Origin of the sequence: Mesorhizobium sp. B2-1-8, from assembly GCF_006442545.2 — a bacterium.
In the GTDB taxonomy this organism is placed as follows: Bacteria; Pseudomonadota; Alphaproteobacteria; order Rhizobiales; family Rhizobiaceae; genus Mesorhizobium.
The window spans coordinates 3,625,678-3,646,780 of sequence record NZ_CP083952.1 but is presented as its reverse complement, the minus strand read 5'-3'; the positions used below and the strand labels follow the sequence as shown (position 1 = coordinate 3,646,780).

The window sequence follows — 21,103 nt, the reverse complement described above, 5'->3', positions numbered from 1 at the left end:
CCCGAGTTGATGCCGCTTCTGGAAGCCACGGCGGTCCTGCCGCCGGTCCCGGATGGCCCGCCCAGCGTTGCATTCACTCCGGTCGTCACGCCGTCGGCCCCATCCACTGTCGCACCGGCTCCGGCTTTCAGCGAATTCGGGCCGCTTACTGTTGCGCCCAATGCTGCCACCGCCCCATCGGACCCACCGGCCGTTGTGGATACTCCGGCTCGCAGGGTGCTGGGACCGCCAGCCTTTGGCGCAATTCCGGCCCTCAAGATTTTGGCGCTGCCCACCGCCGCGCCGACGCCCGTGTCGATGCCGCTCTCGCCCCCCACCGACGCCCCGAGACCCGCGCCGACACCGCTCGATCCGCCAACCGATGCTCCCAGCCCGGCATTGACGCCGCCAGCCCCACCGATGGAAGCACCGGCCCCGGCGCTGGTGCCGCCAGAGCCACCAACCGAAGCACCGCCCCCAGCATCGATGCCGCCGCTCCCCCCAACGGAAGCGCCGACGCCTGCGCTAATGCCTGCGGCGTTTGCGGGCGCACAAAGAGCTGCAATGATGACACCACCCGCCAATGTGCGGGCGGCTCTCGCGACGATACTACCCATGACACTCTCCTGTGGCTGGCTAGCCAAGTGCAACAAGTGCTTGGCCTGCTATCCACATTAGAACGGGCTCACGTGCCACCTCGTTTCACAAGCGGCAGAGTGTTCGACTGACATGGTTTGTTTCGAGTGCGGAATAACCGTAAAATACAATATTTTATTCTTGATGCGGCCCTGCGGTGGCTTTAGCCATAGTGAAGACGCGGCTTCGGCAACGTCCCTGTGAATTGGACGCCGATCCGATCATTCCTGCGCCACCGCAGAACAGCTTGATACGCAACACCGTCGGTCGGAACATAAAGGAGAAACCGTTCGGGCACACGCGCTTCAACGGCCACCTTGAGTTCAGCCCCGCCGCTGTTCTGGTTCCGAATTGTGCAACTGACTTCGGAGTTGGTGATTCCGTTGATAATCGCCGCGCCTTTCAGCACACGCTGCCGCCGCTCTCGGCGATTCTCGGCTTCTGCAACCATTGTGACCTCCGTCAGGTCACCCCGCCCCATTGTACAGCTTGGCCCCATGGTACTCGTTTTGGCGAGCCAAACAACGCTGTCTTCGAGGCAGCCGAGGAGGGGCATCCTGCTGGAACGATGCGAGATGCCATATCGCGTCGAGTGTTCTGTTATTCCGACTGGAGCGGAACAGAGAGCCTGCTTGTGCTCTCAGATGGGGCTCTTTCTTGATCAGCGGAGCGACCATCGTCAGAACGTAGGCTCAACTTCAATGGGAACCATTAGGTGATTGAACCCTTCCTCATACAAGGAGCCCGTCATGAACCATGCCAAAATCGACGTACTGGAAGCTGGCTGGCTGCTGGCCGTTCCATTTTCCCTCGCTATGGTCGTCTTGATGGCCGGGCTGGTGTTGAGTTAATGGGCCACAACGCTCGACCACACACGCCTCACCTGACGACTCTCGCTGGCCGGCAGAGAACCAAGGCCGCGCGTCTTTTGCGGTGCAAGACCACGGCGGGCGTTACCGACGTGCCTTTCGGCATCCTTCGGATCGGGCATCGGCTTCGCTGCAGAACCAGCGCTCCCCGCTGCCAGTTGAGATCGCGGTGCGGCCGTGAAACTGGCACGCCCGCTTAGTGCTCAGCAGAAATTCTGCTCAGGAGAAATTCTGCCTCTCCCCGAATAATACGGATTGGCCCCGAGCTGACGCAACTGGTGGGCTTCATGGGACCATCCGGCTATTAGCCGACCTCATCTGCCTTTCATCCACTTTGCAGCAGTAAGCCCTGCTCCTTGGCCGCTGCCTCAAAGGCGATGCGAGCGTGATCAGGTGTCAGTTCCCCGGCCAGCGCTGCCAGACAAACCCGCACTGCTTCGTTCCACGCAGGTCCGCGGTTGGGCCACTCAAGCAGGTTCTCGGCGGCCGCCTGCACGTTATTTACCTCATAACGCGCATCAGCACTGCCCTTCACAGCGACCGGAGGGGCGAACCACAGGATGCCGTGAGTGCGCATCTATTCGTGCAGATCGAAGACGACGCAAAAGCCCATGCTTGTTGCCGCAACGACGATGAGCTCGGTAAGCTGGCAGTCCGTCTCGGGCAAATCAGGGGCGGCTTTGCGAACGTATGCGATGACTTCCTTCACCGAGATCAGATCGCCAACTTGCGCCTTTTGGAGTGCACAACGGACGAGCTCTTTCCCGGTGCCCGTCGACCTGTGATTGACCTGAACGTCCATTAGCCCCCACTCCAAGGCCAGAACCGAACGGCTCATCGTTGGAGCAGTGCCCAAAAAAATCAAGAGCTGAATTCGTACGGTTTTCAATATTTTTTGGGAGACATAAGTCTACAAAAGTTTCCGTTTCGTCTCCGGCGCAGCCAGCTTAAAACCTGCCACGAGCCCGGGATTAACCAACGACTGACATATGTCCAACCTGCGGGCTAATCGCTTAAATTGGGGCAAGTCATCCGGCACCGGCAGCTTGATCATGATCCGCTGAAATTGAATGGTTAAGGCCGTTTTTTCGCCTGATTCAGCTCCCTAAGTAGTTTTTTGAAGCGGTCGGGAGTGTCGGGATCAACCCGAAAGATCGGCAAGGCGCGCACAAAACGCCTTGTCGCCTTGGTGCCCAGCTGGTGCCTGACATGGCTGGTAAGTACCGCCCGCCCGTCAAACTTGTCACCAGGTTTCATTTTGATGATCCTTGTGCCCACGTCTCACGAAACCCTCTGGGGTGGCGATGGTTCCCCGTCCAGTCAGCTCATGCCTGAGGATTTCGCGCGTTACGGCCATCGATGCCGCACAAACTGGCCCTCAGCGCGCGGTCGGAGCGGGAACCTTCAACTCTAACCCCAAGAACAAGTATTCGCACGCTCTGCTGGGAGTGGACATCATGCGCGGCGGACTGTGCAGCTGCAGCCCCGCCGTCGCCTGCATCGGCATTGCTCATGAACTTGCTCCTCCGGTTAGAGCAAACGCTTCGTTGTCGTTGTCCTCGCGCCGTTTGCTGACTTTCGCCTTCCTGGGTGTTTACGGTCGAGCATGCCGGACCTGGCCGAGCGACAGCGTGTCCGGCTAAATGATTTTTCCTGCTATCCTTTCGTGTCGCTGGGTGAGCACTACTTCAGGCCTAGTCGCGAGGGCGCCAAGCTGGCGAGATCAAGCGGCGCACCGAGGTCGTCGGAATCTTCCCGAACGACGATGCGATCGTGCGCCTCGTCGGCGCAATCCTGCTCGAACAGAACGATGAATGGGCAGTGCAGCGGGCCAGATATATGACTCTGGAAACGATCAGCCAGATGAGCGATGATCCCCTGATCAGCCTGCCAGCCGTGGCGCGCTGATCAGCCCGGCCCATGCCGGAGAGCACGGCGACCAATGCCGCCAGCTACACCACCCAGAGGGACACGATCCCAGCGCGGCCGCCAGGAAAGTCATCGACGCTATAAGCAATCTGATCGATCGCGGTTAATCGTAGGTTTGACTACTGATGGCACAAAACGATCGGAAGCCGGCTGCGAAGCTTCCGCTTGTGGCGCTACCTCGACTTGGTGGTTGGCGCTCCCAATGTCGGCTTTGAGGAACCTCGAAATCGGTCTTGATGACCGACCATCGTCGTTGGAGGCAAGGCAGCAGGAAAGGCTCTGAGCTGTAGTTGCCTTGGGCCCACACCACAATCTGATAAGAGGCGTCTGGCACTGAAATCCCGTGCTGCACAAAAGTTAAATGGACTTCAGGAGTACTTTGAGGGCATTGACGAGTGCATCCTGGTCGGCTGGTTTTCCAATCACCTGGCAGTTGGGCCAACGTGCTTCGATGGACGCCGGCAGGGCTTGACCACTGTAAAAGATAAAGGGAATCCCGCGATCGGCCAGAGCGGCCGCAACGGCCTCCGTAGTTTCACGACCAAGCCTTATGTCGAGTGTTGCCGCCGATAGTTCCTCGTGTTGAGCGAATTTCAGAGTTTCGGCAAGAGTCGTACAAGGCCCCACGACCTGAGCTCCCGCGTCAGCAAGGATATCAACAATGTCCAGGGCAATCAGGATTTCGTCGTCGGCAACAAGAATGCGCGCACCGCTCAAACCATTTCTGTACCGGGGGTTAAGGGTGTTCTCCATTGTTCTTTTGGCTCCGCGAGCGGCAGTTCGATCGTACATACGACGCCATCAGGCAAGAATTGGTGCTGAACCGTCGCCCCTGGAATGCCCTTTTCGATTAGAAGGCTGCCGAATCCGGCTCTTTCCGGCTTTATGACCCGGGGGCCATCGACTTCCTGCCAGACAACGTTGACTTGTCGGTTATCGTTCCCCCCTGTTATCGACCATGTAAGAAGAACATATCCCTCGGAAGACGACAGCGAACCGTACTTGGCGGCGTTGGTCGCAAGTTCATGCAGGACCAGCCCAAAAGGAGTTGCCTGTTCGGCCGTCAGCATTACGGGCTTTCCTTTAATGCGGATACGTTTGGACCCTCCCACGAGGTAGGCCTGCAACTGGCTTTTTATCAAGGCGCCGAGTTCTGCGCCCTGCCAATGCGTATCCAAAAGCAGTTTGTGTGCGTTCGCCAGCGCCGAAAGCCTGCCTTCGAAGGTGATGACGAAGGCCTCTGTAGATGTCGTGTTCCTTAGCGTCTGACGTACCATCGACTGAACGACCGTCAATGTGTTTTTAACCCGATGGCTGAGTTCACCCAGCAGCAATTTCTGCCGCTCTTCCAAGCGCTTGCGATCGGTGATGTCGCGGGTGCTTTCGAGAACCAGACGCCTTTGGTTCACAGCAACGAGTTCGATCTGGCTGTCGACGATCAACTCTCGGCCGTCCTTGGCGTGGTGAACAATTTCGCCCGACCACATGCCGTTCTTGAGAAGCGAGTCCTGCAGTTCCTTGAACGAAGATCCTGGGACCTCGGGCCGCAGCAATTCCTCCTTGTGCCGCCCGATTGCCTCGTCGCGACTGTAACCGTAGAGTTCCTCGCTGCCGCGGTTCCATTGCACGACACCGTCATCGAAATCCCACACGAAAATCGGTGACCGGGATAGCTCGACGAGCCGAATCTCCTGGCGCAGATGAGCCTCGCTGTCGCGAAGCGCCTGTTCGACCCGGCGCCGTTCGGTGATGTCGATGAAGGTTGCAACCACGCCGTCAATTTTGTCTTCGATCGTACGATAGGGGCGCATCCGCACGAGATACCAGCCGCCCTTGCGACTGCGGATTTCCCTTTCGATCGGTGCCAGATCCTTAAGCACGCTACGCGCCTGCTCGGCCATGTCATCGAATTCGAGAGCATGGGTGAAATCGGTGATCGGCCGACCTTCGTCGCTCTCGGTAACGTTGAATAGTTCGGAAAGGCGCGGCGTGAACCGCTTGATGCGCAAGGCTGTGTCGACGAACAAAATCCCGAAATCCGTCGCCGCCATGAGGTTCTGCAGATCGCTGTGCGCCCTTGAGACCGTATCGAGCTTTAGCTTCAACTCGTTGTTGACCGTTTCGAGTTCCTCGTTGATCGATTGCAATTCCTCACGACTGGTCTCGAGTTCCTCTGACGTCGAACGATATTCCTCGTTGATCGACTGCAACTCTTCGTTGGTCGCCCGCAGTTCTTCGGTCGCGGCTTCAGAATCCTCTCGCATCGCCCGAAGCCGACCCTGCGTCTGTTGTAATTCAACCTGCAAACGCCTGATCGTGTCGGCAGTCTGCCGTGAATCAATTTCTTCAGAAGAGCCTTCGACCGGAGTCTGATCGAGCGCATCGCCTTCAATGAACATCACCAGAGCGAAACGCGATGAATTTCCCTCTTCGACCACAGGTTTGACTTGTACGTACACCCGCCGTTGCGCTCCATCCATGGAGAGAAGAACTGGAATGCTGAGCGAAGATTCCCCCGTATCGAAAGCGCGATGAAGGGCGGTTCGCAAGTCAAAACGGAGCTCCTCGCGAACTTGATCAACGATGTCGACGGTGAGCGGTCCGGCGGAGGGCTGCATGAAGCGCCCGGCATTGTGCGAAAGGTGCAGCGCGCGATGGCTCTCATCAACGAGGATGCTGGGTGGTGCTACTCGCTCCAGCATTTGGCGGTGCACTGCTGCGGCATCGCCATAATTGGTCGTGGGCAGCGTCTCGCGCGGCGGTGCCGCGCGCTTTTCGACTGCGAAATGGGGAGAGAGGATCATCGGCAGAAGGGGCGGCCGATCGCCGGCATGCTGCTTTGCCCTGTAGATGCGCGCGTCGCGGTCGACAGTTGCGAACAACCCATTGGCCTGGTCCGCATTTTCGGACGAGCCGAGAAAGAGAAAGCCACCCGGATTGAGGGCATAGTGAAATGTGCTGCTGACCTGCTGCTGCAAATCCCTGTCGAGATAGATCAGCAGATTGCGGCACGATATCAAATCAAGCCTTGAGAAGGGTGGGTCCTTGAGCAGGCTGTGGCTGGCGAACAGGACGATGTCACGAAGTTCGCGCCGCACCCGGTAATGATCGCCTTCCCTCAGAAAAAACCGTCGAAGCCGCTCTTCACTGAGGTCGCTTTCGATGGTGGCGGGATAGCGGCCTTCGCGCGCGATCGCGAGTGCGCCAACGTCGAGATCGGATCCAAAGACCTGGATCTCGGGCCGCAAGTCATGCTTGGCGGCCTGTTCGAGAAGAAGGATGCCTACGCTGTAGGCCTCTTCGCCGGTTGCGCATCCGGGAACCCAGATACGGATAGGAGCGGCGGTTTCCTTTCCCTCGAAGAGCTTCGGAATGACGTGTTCGGAAAGGGATGCGAAGGAATCGGCATCCCTGAAGAAGGTCGTGACAGAGATCAGGAAGTCGCTGAAGAGCGCTTGGGCCTCCTCGACGTTATCGCGTAGATAGGAATAGTAGTCTTCCAGCGTCTCCTTGCGATTGACCTGGGCCCGGCGGGCTATGCGGCGCAGCACCGTCGCGCGCTTGTACTGGGCAAAATCGTGCCCGGTACGGGCACGCACATGCGCCAGGATCCGCCGCAAATGGTCTTCATTGCTCGCTTTCAAGAGTTGGGGAACGACGTGCTCCCGAGCTTGCAGAAGTTCTACCAGCCGATCGACCAACGGCTTGATCGGCAGAACAAAATCCGCCACCTCAGTCGCGATGGCGCTGCGGGGCATCGAGGCGTACTCGGCCTCGCGCGGATCCTGGATCAGGACGATACCGCCGGCTTCCTTCACCGCTTTGACGCCAAGCGCGCCGTCGGCTCCCGCTCCGGTTAGCACGATTGCAAAAGCATCACCGTGCTGGTCGGCTAAAGACCGGAAGAACGTATCGATTGGCGCCCGCAACCCTCTCGGTTCATCGAAGGGAAGAGCTGAAATCATGTGATCGGCAATTCTGAGATGTGTGTTCGGCGCGATCACGTAGACATGGTCAGCCTTCAGATGCGTAGTGTCCTCGACCTGCATCACCGGCATGGCGGTACGGGCCGTCAGAATGGCAGCCATCTCGCTGCGCGCCTCTGGATCGAGATGCATGATGACGACGAAAGCAGCGCCGACCTGATCGGGCAACGCCTCGAAGAATTCCTGCAATGCCTTGACGCCGCCGGCCGAGGCGCCGATGCCAACGATATGAGGATTTGCCTTGTCCAGCATTGAGGCTCCTGCACCCACCACCTGACGGCGGGTTCTAACGCCGGTATGCCCTCAATCAGAACTATAGCAGCTTATGGACGGCGGGATAGCTGGCGGGCGATCACGGAAAAGGGCTGTCTCTCAACGGTTGCTCGTAGCGAGTTCGTCGATTTCGACGGTGGTCCTGTAACGTCCGCTTTCAGAAAGTCGCGGAAGCCGTCAGCACGACCGAAATTGAGGCGGATGGGCGCTGTTCAGCCCCCCAGGACTTCAGGAGCTTTCGTGCTGACGCTCCGACAACGACACTCCTCCCGAATCTACGTCCCAATTTGTCCCATCAGCCCGCGCAATTCGGGCTGCTGACGGATGCCCTGTGGAGGATTTCGCTCCTGTGGCATTGCTTGATGCCGTTGCATCTGGCGATTCTGCAAGCAGTGAAAAGGTTGCCTGAAGTTTGCGCGAACCTCGACGCGATCCCATTCGCAGTTCTACAGCACTGACTTCAGGAGCCGCTTTTCCTCGTTTGAGTGGCTTGGCCTGCGCTCCGACCTGCTGGGCTTTTCGCAACGGTGTGCTTGCCGACGGCACAGCGCGCGACCTCATTCGCAGATCCAGATGGCAGGCGCAGAATGAGTTTGCACAAACTTTCAATTTGCGACGGTTGCTCGCGCTGCGCAATACGAAGGGCTCCGCGCCAGCGTTCTGTCGCTTCCGCCGTCCATCAGGGCAAATCCAACACCGGAAACGAATTCAAAACTGGATAGAAACTGCAGGCAACGTCAACGCCGATGGGCGCGGTGTTGGCAGCAGGCGGAAACCGACGCTTTATTTTTTTGCCAGCGTGACCGCAATCCGGCGCGTGCAAGGGGAGTACGCGCCTTCAAGAGACCACAGATACATTCGGCGGGAGCGACCCAGTCGGATCAGATCACCACCTGGGTGCCGATCTCGACCACGCGCCCGGTCGGTATCTGGAAATACTCCGTCGCATCGGCCGCCGTTCGGGCCAGCCCGATGAACAGCTTGTCCTGCCACACCGGCATGCCAGAATTGGGCGAGGCCTTGAGCGAGCGCCGCGACAGGAAGAAGGATGTCGACATGATGTCAAACTTCCAGCCCTGCTTGCGGCAGATCGCGAGCGCACGGGGGATATTCGGCTGCTCCATGTAGCCGAAGGTCAGCGTCACTCGCATGAACAGCTCGTTGACCGTCTCCATCTTCACCCGCTCGCTGTCGGGCACTACCGGCTGTGGCGCCGTCACCACCGAAAGGATGACGTTCTGCTCGTGCAACACCTTGTAGTGCTTGAGACTGTGCATCAGCGCGGTCGGCGCACTCAGCGGATCGCTGGTCAGGAACACCGCCGTGCCCGAAACCAGATGGGGCTTCTTCTTCAACAGATTGCCGGCAAGGAAATCGAGCGGGATCTCATTGCGGCGCGTCTTGTCGAACAGGTAGCGGCCGCCGCGCACCCAAGTCCAGATAATGAGGCACATCACCAACGCAATGGTCAGCGTAACCCAGCCTCCTTCGATCACCTTAATGATGTTCGAGCCGAGGAATACCAAGTCCACGATCAGAAACAGTGCCGACGCTGCAAGGGCGCCGGTAACTGACCAGTTCCAGATTCGGCGCATGACGATGAAGAGAAGCAGGTCCGTGACCACCATCTGACCGGTGACGGAGATGCCGTAGGCCGATGCGAGGTTGCCCGACTTCTGGAACCCGAGCACCAGCATCATGACGCCGATGCCGAGCAGCAAATTGACCCTCGGAAGATAGATTTGGCCAACTTGCGTCTCGGATGTGTGCAGGATGCTGAATCGCGGCAGAAGATTCAGCTGAACGGCTTGACGCACCAGCGAAAACGCCCCGGAAATCACAGCCTGACTGGCGATGATCGTCGCGGCGGTGGCCAAGACGACCATCGGCACCAGTGCCCAGCGAGGCTGCATGTCGAAGAAAACATTCTCCGGCAATTCGGTGCGGTTCAAAACAAAGGCGCCCTGCCCAATGTAGTTGAGCAGAAGGCACGGGAACACGATCCACAGCCAAGCCATCACAATCGGTCTGCGGCCAAAGTGGCCAAGATCGACGTAAAGCGCCTCAGCGCCGGTCACAGCTAGAAAAACAGCGCCGATTGTACCGAGCGCAAGTGCTGAATTGGCCACGAGATAGTGGACGGCGTAGTAGGGATTGACGGCCCACAACACTCCGGGATTGGTGACGATGTGGCTTACTCCGGAAACCCCCAGCGCGAGAAACCATGCGAATGTAATCGGCCCGAAAACGCCTCCAATGGCGCCGGTCCCGAATCGTTGGACCGCGAAGAGCCCTGCAAGAATGACAAGCGTGACTGGCAAGACGTATGGCTCAAGGGCTGGCGTGACGGTCTCAAGACCTTCCACTGCAGCGAGCACCGAGATCGCTGGCGTGATCATAGAGTCGCCCGTAAACAACGCCGCGCCAAGCACGCCCAATACCAAAATGGCAGCCGAGCGAGCCGGAAGACTACTGCCGGCCAGGGACATCAGGGAGAGTGTGCCGCCTTCGCCCTTGTTGTCCGCTCGGAGAACAAATGTGACGTATTTAACCGTTACGATGAGGGTCAGCGCCCAAATGATCAACGAAAGAATGCCAAGCACATCCTCACGTGTCGCCGATCCGTCCGATGCCGCAACAAACAGGGCTTCGCGAAACGCGTAGAGAGGACTTGTTCCGATATCGCCATAAACGACGCCGAGAGCGCCCAGAACCAGTATTCGCGCGCTCTGCTGGGGGTGGACATCATGCGCAGCCGACTGTGCTGCTGCAGCCCCGCCGTCGCCTGCATCGGCATTGCTCATGAACCTGCTCCTCCGGCTAGAGCAACGTTTCGTTGTCGTTGTCCTCGCGCCGTTTGCTGACTTTCGCCTTCCCGGCTGTTTACGTTCGAGCATGCCGGAAATGTTGACGATCAAGGGCCAGGGCCAGGAAGCGACTCACGATATCGACCGACGTCGAAGGCGTCGCAGGACGTTCATCGGGGTCGAATGCGAGCCCAATGGCCGCGCGCGGGCCCCCTGCCGTTGTTTTTACGGGCCAGAAGTCAAAGCGCGAGGTCAACGCCGGATAGACTCCGGCGCTCACGACAAGTCCTGTTGCCAATGACGATTGCGCCGCCTCTATCTCTGCTTCCTGGGGCTCTACATTGCCGACTTTCTCGACGGAAACCCTTCTGCCGTCCAAAACGAGAATGACGACAGGAACTTGGAAGAGCGCTGCAAGCATGTGGCAAGTGATCGAGACGATCGCCTTCGCATTGTCGATCCCCGCGACGTCGCGACTATAGTTTTGCAGCATCGTTGCCTGCCTCCTCAGGAGCGCCGCTTCAATTGCGCGGCGCCGGGAGGTAAAGGCCACGCCACTGCCGATAAGTCCGACGACGAAAAGCAGTCCAATGGCCCAGACGTTTGCCGGGTCATCGACGATCAGCGTGTAGCGAGGCTCGGTGAGGAAGAAATTGTAGGCGAGTGCACCAAGTATCGCCGAAAAGAGCGAGGGGGCCAAACCTAGGCCGACGGCCCCTATGATCACCGGCACCACAAATATGAGCGAGATGTTCGGGATCGCCACCTGGCTGTCGACACCGGCAGCCACCACCGTCGCGAAGGCGGTCATTGCAAACGAAGCAAGATAGCGTACCGCGGCGGGAGCATCGGCCAAGCCGAAAAGCGAATCGGCACCCGGCGACGCAGTAATGTCCTGTTGCAGCCTCGGATTGACATCGGCCATCGGTTCACTCCCGCCGGCGTTGCCGCATGCCCAAAGCTAGGCCGATACACATAAAGATTCCATTCGTGCGGCAGGCCAAAGATATAAAGATTCCATAGTCGAAAGGCGGCGGATCCGGGAACTCTGTGCACGCTTGCCGCCTTCGGCCCTGATCATTCCCTGATCATGTCGGCTCTTGATCTGCAGCGCGATACGCGCCATAGCCGACCTTGATAAGCAGGCCCTCGTTGCACATCCGGGTCAGATAGCAACGCGGAACACCGATGTTCGTGAGGTCGCGCGTTCGCATTACCCCCTGTTGTTGGGCGAGCGCTACTGCCCGTTGCCTCAGAGATGGCTTTGGGCCGTCTGCCCAATGGATTCGCTCCGCGCACTCGCGATCCCGCTTGCGAGTCTTGAGGGAAGGCTCCGGCGTGGTTTTGAGGGAGATCGGCAGCTCATAGTTCGCAGTTTCGTGCGGCCCGGGGAGCCAGTGTCACGTCAAACTGCGAACGTCGTATATGGCCGCCTGCGCTCCACAGTGCCTCTCGTTCCGACAAGCGTCTGGAAAAGCCTTAAGTTTCGATCGCCTGATTCCAATTCGCCGACTCTCGCGTCTACCCCAAGCACGAACGCGTCGAGGCAATGTTGCCGGAGACCGCCCTCTTCATTTCCGGCTGGCCCGGGTCGACCGACCTTGCACTTTGTTGGCAGTCGATCCGATTTCTATCCATCCATATCCGCTGCTTCTACTCCCTCGCTTAGCGGCTTCTATTTCTTATGCACATACCCACTCATGGCCGCGCAACTGCATAATCCAGGGTTTGGGAGCGTGCTTGAGCCTGCTCACATGCTCCCGAGGTCGGACATTGGGAGAGCCTGATGGACAACAGGAAGTTTTTGACAGCTGAGGAAGTGTCGGAACGCTATCGCGGCAGCATCTCTCTTGGAACGCTGCGAAATTGGCGAGCGAAAAGGATCGGACCGGCGTACGTCAAGCTCGGCAAAGCGGTGTTGTATCCAATTGAGGAACTCGAGATGTGGGATCAAAAGAATACAGTGGCGTGCCGTGCGTCAAAGGGGTTCAGCAGGAATGACGGTGAGTGAGCGTGATTGGTGACGAAGGAGCATCCAATTTCGCCTCCAGAAGCCGCTCCTCATGCTCTTAGAGGGCTAGACTTTTGCACGGCATTTCAATAAGATAGCTTACGACAGGAGGAAGCTGCGCCCAGTCTCGGAGGCGAGGCCGTAATGTTCCAAACGCTTTGCCCGATCGATGGCGATTGGCGCGCAGCGTGTAGCTCTCACTTGCGGTGTGAGGATGGCTTGTGTTGTAGCGGTCGACGGCAATCCAGTCGAGCCGGGATTTGTCGCATGAGATCGCGGGTTAGGGAACGCATCTCTTCATCTCGACGGCATCCTCCGGCACACTGATGAAGCGGAACTGATGCCGGTCGCCCCGGCAGCGCTCGACGAACGCCCTGCCCTCGTCGCTGTCGCGACCGTCATCGAGCGCAGAGGACGGGGAGACGGACCCAGTCCCGGAAGGAAGGGCTCGCAAGAACTTTCGTGCCGTGCCAAACACCGGCATCGATAGAGCGGAAAGTGGAGAACTCATGGGGCTTGTGACGCTGGAGGATTTCGCCGGGTGCATCGGCAGTGCGTTCGACCTCGATATGGGGGAGAGTTCGCTGCCCATGACGCTGTCGGAGGCGCGGCCGCTGCCGGAAAGCGGATTTCCAGGAATGCGGCGATCGCCCTTTTCCCTGATGTTTCGAAGCGGCTCGCAGGTCGTGCTGCCGCAAAAGCTCTACAGGCTGAAGAATGGGACACTGGGCAATCTGGAAATATTTCTTGTCCCTGTCGCCAGGGACAAGGAAGGCATCGTTTATCAGGCGATCTTCAATTGAGGCGACAACGCCAGCGGTTGGGAAGAAGAGCCAGTCTGTCAGATGGTCGACCACTCCATCCCGACATGTGTATCCGTAGCCTCGACTTCTTGAAACTGAAGCCGGCTGTAGAGAGCCTGCGCGCGAATGTTGCGCCGCTCAACATGCAGGAAGACGCTTGATGCCGAACAGCTTTGCGCCTGGCGTTGAATTGCCTTCAGCACGGCGAGCCCTCGGCCGCGATCGCGATACTGCGGCAGGAAACCTATATCGATGACATGCCAACGCTCGGCGCTTGTATCGACATAGAGCCGTCCGATCATCTTGCCCTTGTCCTGCAGTATCAGGAATTCGGCGTTTGAAAATACGCTGACATAGTGGCGATGCTGAAGGTTGAATTGCCCGTCGATGAACGAGCGTTTCATCTCCTGCAGCCACGGCACGGGTTCCATTTCCTCCATTCGGAATGTCCAGTAGAGCTGGCGCAGAAATGGAATGTCCGCGAGCCTCGCGCTGCGGGACGCGCCACGCGCAAAGCCCAGCCGAGAGTTTTCGCCGGCAGGAAATGCCGGCAGCGCTTCTGCTTCGATCGAGACCATCAACCGAACGACGGATAGGCCCCCGACATCGCTATACTGTAATTCAACGCGAGGTAAGGCTGGCGATTCTCGTGCGGCTGACTGTTCCCGGTAATGCCAAGCATTGTGGGCAGGAATTGCGCGTTCGCCTGCGCGTTGGCCACAAAAGGACTGGTGCTTCCCGGCGGGGCCAATGAACTGCCGGCAGAGGGCGACCCCGTTTTCTTGGCCAGATCCGGCTGGTTGTATATTGTGAACTGATGCATGTGCGCCGGCATTTGCGCTACCGTCATCGTCTCACTGCTTGCGCCAAACGTCTCGCCGATGGTGCGGCTTGAAAGCCCAGGGCCTGTGCCTTGGTTGCAGCCGGCGCGGTTGGTAAAATTGGGCAGTTGAAAGGTGGTTGTGCCATTGCCGCCGTAATTGGTGCCAAGCAACGAGAACAGCGCCGAATATTGCTGGATCGGAACAACGGCGCCATTGCAGGACGCCCACCCGACCGGAGCGAAGCTGAAGCCGAAGACCTGTATCTCACCGAGGAAGGGCTCAGTCATTGGAATGTCCTTGCGATCTGGATGGCGAACCGGTTTCCGTAAACAATCCCGAGCGCGGGGCTCAACCCTGCGATGGGTAAATTCCCGCCCATGCAATGCAGAACTGCACTGTCAGCGTCGGCATTGTGTTGTCGTGCGGCGAGGTCCCGCCGACATTTTGCGTCGATTGTAGGGCAGTGACATAAGGCGTCGCGCCGGTAATATCGGTCACATACATGGTGTCGCTTGAGATGGCACCAAGTTCGGCCGTCGTGTTGACCGATTTTCCATCGGCGCTCGACGTGGTCGCGGTCATCGAATGATTGTGCTGCGGCATCTGCTGGGGAAGCAGTGTGACGTTCTCGCTGCCAGCCACCTGGCCCAGGACATAGTTCGAAAGGCCAGACCCGGTGCCCTGATGGATGGGCACACGACCGGAGAGACTGGGCACGGCGAACGTAGACTGGCCATCGCCGCCATAGGTGGTGCCGATCAGTGTAAACAACACCTCATATTCCGAGATGGGATACAGCCCCCCGTCGCAGGCGAACCAACCGTTCGGCACGCGCGAAAACCCGAACATGCGGATCTCTCCGACAAAGGGCGTGGTCATCGATGGATCTCCTCCGGGCAGTAACTTGGCGGGCAGTGATTGGTGTGCAGTGATCTGACGATGGCTCGCAGGCGTCAGCTGCGTGACGGGAATATCCCGGTCATCGCGATGTTGTAGTTGATGGTCTCGTAGGGCTGTATGTTCGGGTGTGGCTGGTTGCCGCCGACATAGGTGACGGTCGGAGCCGCAAGTGGAACCAGACGGCCATTCGGCGTGGCATAGATGGCATTTGTGGTGGTGCCATAGAGCGCACCGCTGGGATTGCGCGCCGCACCCGCTGCAGTGGTTGCGTTGCCAACATGGTTGTGGGCCGGCAGTTGCTGAGACAGCAGCGTGACGTTTTCAACGCCGCCGGTTTCACCCCACTGATAGGCTGATGGGTTCCAGTTCGGATCGGCGGATGGGCCAAAGCCGACCGGGGTGCGGCTCCGCAGGTCGGGCAGGCCGAAGGTCGTTGTGCCATTGCCGCCATAGGTGGTGCCGAGCAGCGAAAACAGTGCCTGGTTCTGAGCGATGGCGATTATCGAGCCATTGCAAAAGGCGAAGCCCTTTTGCGCGAACCCGAACCCCGTCATCATGATTTGCCCGAGGAAATATTCGGCCATTAGCTCCCCCTAATATTGTGCAGCAAGTTCGTTGAATTCATCATTGCTCATAAACCATGGATTCTGCAAGGTGATTTTTTCTACATAGTAGACATAGTGAAGACTGTGTGATTTACTTTGCTTTTGAATCCGACGGGGATGATCGCACTCGGATTCTGCGTCAGCTAAAGATTTGATCGGTCGATATTTTTCGCTTCGTCACTAAAGTGTATCGATTGGCGGCACGAGGGGCATGCATTGGATCGGACTGTAAAGTATTGCGTCGAGCGTTCGGATGCGCTTGCCAGCAGGTTCCTGCTGTGGGTTGCCTTGCTTGCGTTTGTTGGCATGGCTGCCTTGGCGCCGTCCGGGGCGCTGGCCTCCGGACCATCCGCAGGCTGCCCCGCCCCGATAACGTTTACCGTGGCATCTGGCGGCTCTCACCAGATCGACGCGTCGTCATGCGATCCTTTCGGAACAAACCCACAGAGCCAGGTGGTGCAACCTGCACACGGCCATGTCACCATCGACAACCCATCCGCCGGCCTCCTGACTTATGTCAACAATGGCGATGGCGCCCTGTCGGACAGCTTCACCTTTGAAGATGCCTCCGCTGGTGTCGTCACCGTCAATGTGACCGTCTTGCCTGCCAGTTCGCCCATCACCGTCACCCCCGCTAGCCTGCCAACGCCGGCCGTCGGCGTTTTCTACGACCAGACACTTTCATCCAGTGGTGGCGTGGCGCCCTATGCCTATACGTCGGGTGGCGGCAGCTTGCCGCCGGGGCTCAGCCTTGCGCCCAATGGCAGGATTTCAGGCACGCCGACGGGCTCGGGCCCTTACAACTACACTGTGCATGTGGTGGATTCCACGGCCGGCACGCCCCTGACAACCGACAAAAGCTACAGCTTCAGTGTCGCCGGCCCCACCCTGGTCGTTTCGCCGACCAACCCGCCCGCAGGCGCGGTAGGCTTTGTATACAGCCAGCAACTCAGCACCAGCGGCGGCACCGCGCCCTATACTTACAGTGTCGAGATTGGCCCCCTGCCGGCTGGACTGAGCTTGTCCTCCAGCGGCCTGATTTCCGGAACGCCGAGCGCCCAGGGCACCGTCACATTCAAGGTCAAGTCGCAGGACAGCACGACGATTTCGACCGGCGGCGTCTGGTTCGGCACCCAGGACATAACAGTCGTCATCAATGCCGCTCCGACCATCGTCGTCAACCCCGCCACCGTGCCCGGCGGTACAGTCGCGGTCGCCTACAGCGGCGCGACCATGACCGGCAGCGGCGGCACGGCCCCCTATACATTCACCATCAGCGCGGGATCGCTTCCAGCCGGGCTGACGTTGAACGGGACAACAGGCGCGCTTTCAGGCACGCCAACCGCCGGCGGCACATTCAATTTCACCGTCCAGGCAACGGATAGCAGCACCGCGCCCGGACCATTCAGCGGCACACGGGCCTATACGCTGACGATTGCCGCGCCGACCATCAGCTTGCCGGCGACGACATTGGCAGACGGCACGGCCGGCAGCGCCTATTCGGCGTCCCTCAATCCGGCGACCGGAGGCACTTCGCCCTACACATATGCAGTGACAGGCGGAGCCCTGCCGCCGGGCGTGGCGCTATCGGCTTCAGGCAACCTTTCCGGCACGCCAAGCGCGGCCGGTAATTTCAACTTCTCGGTAACCGCGACCGACAGCAGCACGGGCACGGGACCCTATTCGAGTGCGCCGCAGGCCTATACGCTCAACGTCGTCAACATTCCGCCGGTCGCCAACGCAGTGTCGGCCACGGTCGCCTACGACAGCAGCGCCAATCCGATCACGCTCAACATAACCGGCGGCACACCGACATCGGTTGCGGTTGGCACAGCGGCCACCCACGGCACGGCCACGGCCAGCGGCACAACGATCAGCTACACGCCCACCGCCGGTTACGCCGGTCCCGACTCTTTTACCTACACGGCAACGAATACAGCCGGAACATCCGCACCGACGACGGTCACCATCACGGTCAGCAACCCGACGATCACCGTCGCGGCAGCCGGGGCATTGGCCGCGCAGGTTGGCGTGGCCTACACGCAGACCTTCACCGCATCGGGTGGCGCTGCGCCATACACACTGTCGGTGAGCGGTTTGCCGGCAGGTCTTTCCACCACGGGGACCAACAGCGTGACCGTTTCGGGAACGCCGACAGAAGCGGGCAGCTTCGCCCTCAACGTCACGGGCAATGACAGCAGCACCGGAAATGGCCCCTTCGCGATTGCGCAGCCCTTCACGCTCACTGTCGCTGCGCCAACGCTTTCCATGACGCCGGCGGCGGGAACGCTTAGCGCCGCCTATGGCGCGGCCTTCAGCCAGCAGTTCTCGGCGTCCGGTGGCACGGCGCCCTACAGCTACACTGTCAGCGCCGGTGCGCTTCCAGCGGGCCTCGCGCTTGATCCCGGGACCGGGCTGCTCTCGGGAACACCCACCGTAACCGGCTTGTTCACCTTCTCGGTCCAGGCAGCCGATAGCAGCACCGGCACCGGCGCACCGTTCGCCAGAACGCAAAACTATGTCCTGCAGGTCGGCGCACCGACCATCGCAATCACGCCGGCTTCGCTGGCGGATGCGACCGCGGGGGCTGCCTACACGCCCGTTTCTCTTGTCGCATCCGGCGGCGTCGGCCCCTACAGCTTCACTGTATCTTCCGGTCCGCTGCCGAATGGCATGTCGCTCACTTCAGCAGGCGTTCTTTCGGGAACGCCGACGCAGTCCGGCACATTTCCGATCACGGTTCAGGCGCAAGATGCCAATGGCCAGACGGGCACCCAAAGTTACAGCCTGCAGGTCCTGGTGCCCGGCCTGACGGTGTCGCCCGCCAGCCTTCCCGGCGGTGTGGCCGGAACCTCCTACAGCCAGACTTTTTCGGCGAGTGGCGGCACCAGCCCGTACAGCTTTGCGGTGACGTCGGGCACGCTGCCCGCAGGATTGACGCTTGCGGCCGGAGCGCTCACGGGCGCGCCGACGGTTGCCGGCTCCTTCTCCTTCACCGTGACGGCGACCGACAGCACGACGGGTACTGCCGCGACCGGGTCCCGGCCCTACACGCTGATCATCGCCGCGCCGACCATCACGCTGGCGCCGGCCACCTTGCCTGCGGGTCAATTCGGCGTTGCCTACAGCCAGACGCTGACGGCCAGCGGCGGCACCGGCCCTTACACCTACGCGCTGACGGGCACGCTACCAGCTGGAACAACGCTGTCCTCAGCGGGCGTGCTTTCGGGCACGCCGGCAGAGTTCGGCTCGTTCAACATCACCGCCACGGCGACCGACAGTTTCGGTTTCACCGGCACGGCAAATTACACGCTGGTGATCGGCAACAACCCGCCGGTCGCCAACCCGGAGACGGCTGAAACGCTTGAAGGGCAGCCCGTGACCATCCACGTCACGGACAACGATACCGGGACCATCACCTCCGTAGCGATTGCCACGGCGCCCGCGCACGGCACCGCGTCGGTCAGCGGCACCGACATCGTCTACACGCCGGGAGCGTCCTTTAACGGATCGGACACACTGACATACACAGCTACCGGACCAGGCGGAACCTCGACACCCGCCACCGTCACGATCAACGTCAGGCCCCTTCCCGCCCCGGTCGCGCAGCATGTAACGACGGTGTCGGGCAAGGCCGTGGTCGTCGACCTGACCAAGGATGCAGTCGGCGGGCCTTTCACCAGCGCAAGCCTGGTTTCGGTGCCGCCGTCTTCGTCCGGCACGACGGTGCTGAACGGGTTCCAGATGACTTTCACGCCGACGGCGACGTTCAAGGGCACGGAAACGGTAACCTTCACCCTGAGCAACGCCTATGCGACGTCGGCGGTGACGGCGATCACCATCGAGGTCGTCGAGCGTCCAGATCCGACGCTGGACAGCGAGGTCATGGGCATCCTCAACGCGGAGACCGCCGCAACGCGCCGTTTCGCCACCTCGCAGATTGGCAACTTCCAGCAGCGCCTGGAGAGCCTGCATGACGGCGACAATGGCCAGGAACCCACGGATAGCCTGGCCTTCGTCCAGGGCATCGTGCTCTCCTTCGACAGCACCTGCGGCGAAGCCGAACAAGCGGCAAAAGGACCTGACTGCGGTCGCAGCAAGGCGTCCGACCCGAACTGGCCGTTCAAATCGTCCCCCGACGACACCACGACATCGGGCACGCCTGGCGGCTTCGGCACCGGCAGCTTCGGCCACAGCAAGGTAACCATCTGGACCGGCGGCTCGATCAATATCGGCGAGCGTAACGGCAATGACGGCTACAAGTTCGAGACCACGGGCCTCAGCGCTGGCGTCGACTATCGCTTCAGCCACGCTTTCGCGATTGGTCTCGGCATGGGCTACGGCCGCGATGTCAGCGACATCGGTGACAATGGCAGCCGCAGCACCGGCAAGGCCTACACGGCGGGTCTCTACGCCAGCTATCATCCAGGCCAGGACTACTTCATCGACGGTCTTATGGGATATCAGTGGCTGTCGTTCGACTCGAAGCGTTATCTGACTTCCGGTGGCGGCTTTGCCAATGGCGAGCGCGACGGCGGCCAGTGGTTCGCCTCGGTTTCAGCCGGCAAGAAGTTCGAGATCCAGGAATGGCAGGTCTCGCCTTATGCACGTCTTGACGTTGCGAAGGCGAAGCTGGATGCCTTCACCGAAAGTGGTGATCCGTCTTCGGCCCTGCACTATGGCGAGCAGGACATCAGCACCACCACGGGCAATCTCGGCCTGACGCTCGCCTACAAGTTCACCGCTGACTACGGCGTGGTTTCGCCGCAGGTGAGGCTGGAGTACCAGCACGATTTCCAGGGCGACAGCGCGATCACCATGAACTACGCCGACATGTTCGGCGGGCCGATCTATCACACGTCGATCGGCGGGCTGGGGAACGATCGCTTCATGCTCGGCCTCGGGGTGAATGTGCAGACGGCGCAGGACTTCAACATGCGGCTGGAATATCGCGGCCTGTTCGGCAGCGATGGCGATACCGACAACGGATTCCTGGTCAATCTGGGCAAAACGTTCTGACCTTCAGGCTTGCCCGAAAGACCTATGGCGCACCCTCCTCATCCTTGCGGCTTCTCGGCCGCAGGAGTGCCTTTGGCGTTGCGGAAAACGGCTGCGGACGCCGTGGCCGACGATGTACATTAGCGAGAGAAACTGAAAGAGAAACCGCAGTCCTCAGAGATCGTTTGTCGCGTTTAAACTCGTATGTGTTTCGGTATGGAATAAGGACGAGCAGCATGGCCTTTGCGTGAGAACGCGACAGGAGCATGAGCGGCGTGGATCTCCCCGTGGCAGCCCCCTTCTCAATGCCAGAAGCGCACCGATAGCAAGCTTGGCGGCGCGCATGTTGAAATGTGAATCAAAAGCCGTGTCGCGCCGTGCGTCAAAACGACTCGTCATGACCGCAAGTGACTGAGCGTGATGATCGCATTGCAGCACATAAGACAGACCCCAACAACCACACCCTTCTTTCCGATAGTCTTA

The 21,103-nt window shown here is 59.8% G+C and carries 16 protein-coding genes and 1 pseudogene; 4 read left to right on the top strand and 13 right to left on the bottom strand.

Annotated features, from left to right (window positions below; genetic code table 11):
- Window positions 1-778: 778 nt before the first annotated feature.
- The 4 genes from FJ970_RS17805 to FJ970_RS17790 all read right to left on the bottom strand — a co-directional run bounded on the left by FJ970_RS17805 (window position 779) and on the right by FJ970_RS17790 (window position 2,741).
- Window positions 779-1,066, bottom strand: coding sequence for a PilZ domain-containing protein (locus FJ970_RS17805; RefSeq protein ID WP_140765652.1), 288 nt, complete (start codon window positions 1,064-1,066; stop codon window positions 779-781).
- 743 nt (window positions 1,067-1,809) lie between these two features.
- On the bottom strand, window positions 1,810-2,061 hold the full coding sequence (locus FJ970_RS17800; RefSeq protein ID WP_227791826.1) for a DUF982 domain-containing protein: 252 nt from the start codon (window positions 2,059-2,061) through the stop codon (window positions 1,810-1,812).
- Entirely contained in the window at window positions 2,062-2,286 is a 225-nt protein-coding gene (locus tag FJ970_RS17795; protein ID WP_140765654.1) for a hypothetical protein, read from the bottom strand.
- A 272-nt stretch (window positions 2,287-2,558) separates the two neighbouring features.
- Window positions 2,559-2,741, bottom strand: coding sequence for a hypothetical protein (locus FJ970_RS17790; RefSeq protein WP_140765656.1), 183 nt, complete (start codon window positions 2,739-2,741; stop codon window positions 2,559-2,561).
- Window positions 2,742-3,191: 450 nt separating this feature from the next.
- Between FJ970_RS17790 and FJ970_RS17785 the strand changes: the two are divergent.
- Window positions 3,192-3,392: pseudogene (locus FJ970_RS17785) on the top strand (transposase); the annotation flags it as partial.
- A gap of 378 nt (window positions 3,393-3,770) precedes the next feature.
- Here the strand turns inward: FJ970_RS17785 and FJ970_RS17780 are convergent.
- From FJ970_RS17780 to FJ970_RS17760, 5 genes are all read right to left on the bottom strand, one after another.
- A complete protein-coding gene (locus FJ970_RS17780) occupies window positions 3,771-4,166 on the bottom strand; it encodes a response regulator (RefSeq protein WP_140765658.1) in 396 nt (131 codons plus the stop codon).
- Window positions 4,127-7,651 (bottom strand): chemotaxis protein CheB, encoded by a 3,525-nt coding sequence (locus FJ970_RS17775; protein WP_140765660.1) that lies wholly within the window; start codon window positions 7,649-7,651, stop codon window positions 4,127-4,129. The genes FJ970_RS17780 and FJ970_RS17775 overlap by 40 nt, the downstream gene beginning before the upstream one ends.
- 902 nt (window positions 7,652-8,553) lie before the next feature.
- Window positions 8,554-10,476 carry a potassium transporter Kup gene (locus tag FJ970_RS17770; RefSeq protein WP_227791824.1) on the bottom strand — a complete coding sequence of 641 codons (1,923 nt, stop codon included), beginning with the start codon at window positions 10,474-10,476 and terminating at the stop codon, window positions 8,554-8,556.
- 79 nt (window positions 10,477-10,555) lie between these two features.
- Window positions 10,556-11,404, bottom strand: a complete 849-nt coding sequence (locus FJ970_RS17765) for a DUF4118 domain-containing protein (protein WP_227791823.1) — start codon at window positions 11,402-11,404, stop codon at window positions 10,556-10,558.
- Between the two features lie 163 nt (window positions 11,405-11,567).
- Entirely contained in the window at window positions 11,568-11,693 is a 126-nt protein-coding gene (locus FJ970_RS17760; protein WP_265336177.1) for a type IV toxin-antitoxin system AbiEi family antitoxin domain-containing protein, read from the bottom strand.
- 572 nt (window positions 11,694-12,265) lie between these two features.
- On the opposite strand from FJ970_RS17760, the gene FJ970_RS17755 reads away from it, so the two are divergent.
- Both FJ970_RS17755 and FJ970_RS17750 read left to right on the top strand, forming a co-directional pair.
- A complete protein-coding gene (locus tag FJ970_RS17755) occupies window positions 12,266-12,490 on the top strand; it encodes a helix-turn-helix domain-containing protein (RefSeq protein WP_140761331.1) in 225 nt (74 codons plus the stop codon).
- Window positions 12,491-12,999: 509 nt separating this feature from the next.
- The gene (locus FJ970_RS17750) at window positions 13,000-13,293 is read left to right on the top strand and encodes a DUF6916 family protein (RefSeq protein ID WP_140761334.1); all 294 of its coding nucleotides are present in this window, start codon (window positions 13,000-13,002) and stop codon (window positions 13,291-13,293) included.
- Between the two features lie 38 nt (window positions 13,294-13,331).
- Here the strand turns inward: FJ970_RS17750 and FJ970_RS17745 are convergent, their stop codons facing one another.
- The 4 genes from FJ970_RS17745 to FJ970_RS17730 all read right to left on the bottom strand — a co-directional run bounded on the left by FJ970_RS17745 (window position 13,332) and on the right by FJ970_RS17730 (window position 15,601).
- Window positions 13,332-13,733: a GNAT family N-acetyltransferase gene (locus FJ970_RS17745; protein WP_227791821.1), complete on the bottom strand. Its 402-nt coding sequence runs from the start codon at window positions 13,731-13,733 to the stop codon at window positions 13,332-13,334.
- 137 nt (window positions 13,734-13,870) lie between these two features.
- Window positions 13,871-14,404 (bottom strand): phage tail protein, encoded by a 534-nt coding sequence (locus FJ970_RS17740; RefSeq protein WP_140761339.1) that lies wholly within the window; start codon window positions 14,402-14,404, stop codon window positions 13,871-13,873.
- A gap of 61 nt (window positions 14,405-14,465) precedes the next feature.
- A complete protein-coding gene (locus tag FJ970_RS17735; RefSeq protein ID WP_140761341.1) occupies window positions 14,466-14,996 on the bottom strand; it encodes a phage tail protein in 531 nt (176 codons plus the stop codon).
- A 74-nt stretch (window positions 14,997-15,070) separates the two neighbouring features.
- Window positions 15,071-15,601, bottom strand: coding sequence for a phage tail protein (locus FJ970_RS17730; RefSeq protein ID WP_140761344.1), 531 nt, complete (start codon window positions 15,599-15,601; stop codon window positions 15,071-15,073).
- 477 nt (window positions 15,602-16,078) lie between these two features.
- Here FJ970_RS17730 and FJ970_RS17725 point away from each other — a divergent pair, with 477 nt between their 5' ends.
- A complete protein-coding gene (locus FJ970_RS17725; RefSeq protein WP_181178707.1) occupies window positions 16,079-20,641 on the top strand; it encodes a putative Ig domain-containing protein in 4,563 nt (1,520 codons plus the stop codon).
- The last annotated feature ends 462 nt before the right edge of the window (window positions 20,642-21,103 follow it).

What these genes read in the sequence shown, in the direction of transcription:
- FJ970_RS17805 (WP_140765652.1), bottom strand. Translation starts at nt 1,066, where the DNA reads ATGGTTGCAGAAGCCGAGAATCGCCGAGAGCGGCGGCAGCGTGTGCTG.
- FJ970_RS17800 (WP_227791826.1), bottom strand. Translation starts at nt 2,061, where the DNA reads ATGCGCACTCACGGCATCCTGTGGTTCGCCCCTCCGGTCGCTGTGAAG.
- FJ970_RS17795 (WP_140765654.1), bottom strand. Translation starts at nt 2,286, where the DNA reads ATGGACGTTCAGGTCAATCACAGGTCGACGGGCACCGGGAAAGAGCTC.
- FJ970_RS17790 (WP_140765656.1), bottom strand. Translation starts at nt 2,741, where the DNA reads ATGAAACCTGGTGACAAGTTTGACGGGCGGGCGGTACTTACCAGCCAT.
- FJ970_RS17780 (WP_140765658.1), bottom strand. Translation starts at nt 4,166, where the DNA reads ATGGAGAACACCCTTAACCCCCGGTACAGAAATGGTTTGAGCGGTGCG.
- FJ970_RS17775 (WP_140765660.1), bottom strand. Translation starts at nt 7,651, where the DNA reads ATGCTGGACAAGGCAAATCCTCATATCGTTGGCATCGGCGCCTCGGCC.
- FJ970_RS17770 (WP_227791824.1), bottom strand. Translation starts at nt 10,476, where the DNA reads ATGAGCAATGCCGATGCAGGCGACGGCGGGGCTGCAGCAGCACAGTCG.
- FJ970_RS17765 (WP_227791823.1), bottom strand. Translation starts at nt 11,404, where the DNA reads ATGGCCGATGTCAATCCGAGGCTGCAACAGGACATTACTGCGTCGCCG.
- FJ970_RS17760 (WP_265336177.1), bottom strand. Translation starts at nt 11,693, where the DNA reads ATGCGAACGCGCGACCTCACGAACATCGGTGTTCCGCGTTGCTATCTG.
- FJ970_RS17755 (WP_140761331.1), top strand. Translation starts at nt 12,266, where the DNA reads ATGGACAACAGGAAGTTTTTGACAGCTGAGGAAGTGTCGGAACGCTAT.
- FJ970_RS17750 (WP_140761334.1), top strand. Translation starts at nt 13,000, where the DNA reads ATGGGGCTTGTGACGCTGGAGGATTTCGCCGGGTGCATCGGCAGTGCG.
- FJ970_RS17745 (WP_227791821.1), bottom strand. Translation starts at nt 13,733, where the DNA reads ATGGAGGAAATGGAACCCGTGCCGTGGCTGCAGGAGATGAAACGCTCG.
- FJ970_RS17740 (WP_140761339.1), bottom strand. Translation starts at nt 14,404, where the DNA reads ATGACTGAGCCCTTCCTCGGTGAGATACAGGTCTTCGGCTTCAGCTTC.
- FJ970_RS17735 (WP_140761341.1), bottom strand. Translation starts at nt 14,996, where the DNA reads ATGACCACGCCCTTTGTCGGAGAGATCCGCATGTTCGGGTTTTCGCGC.
- FJ970_RS17730 (WP_140761344.1), bottom strand. Translation starts at nt 15,601, where the DNA reads ATGGCCGAATATTTCCTCGGGCAAATCATGATGACGGGGTTCGGGTTC.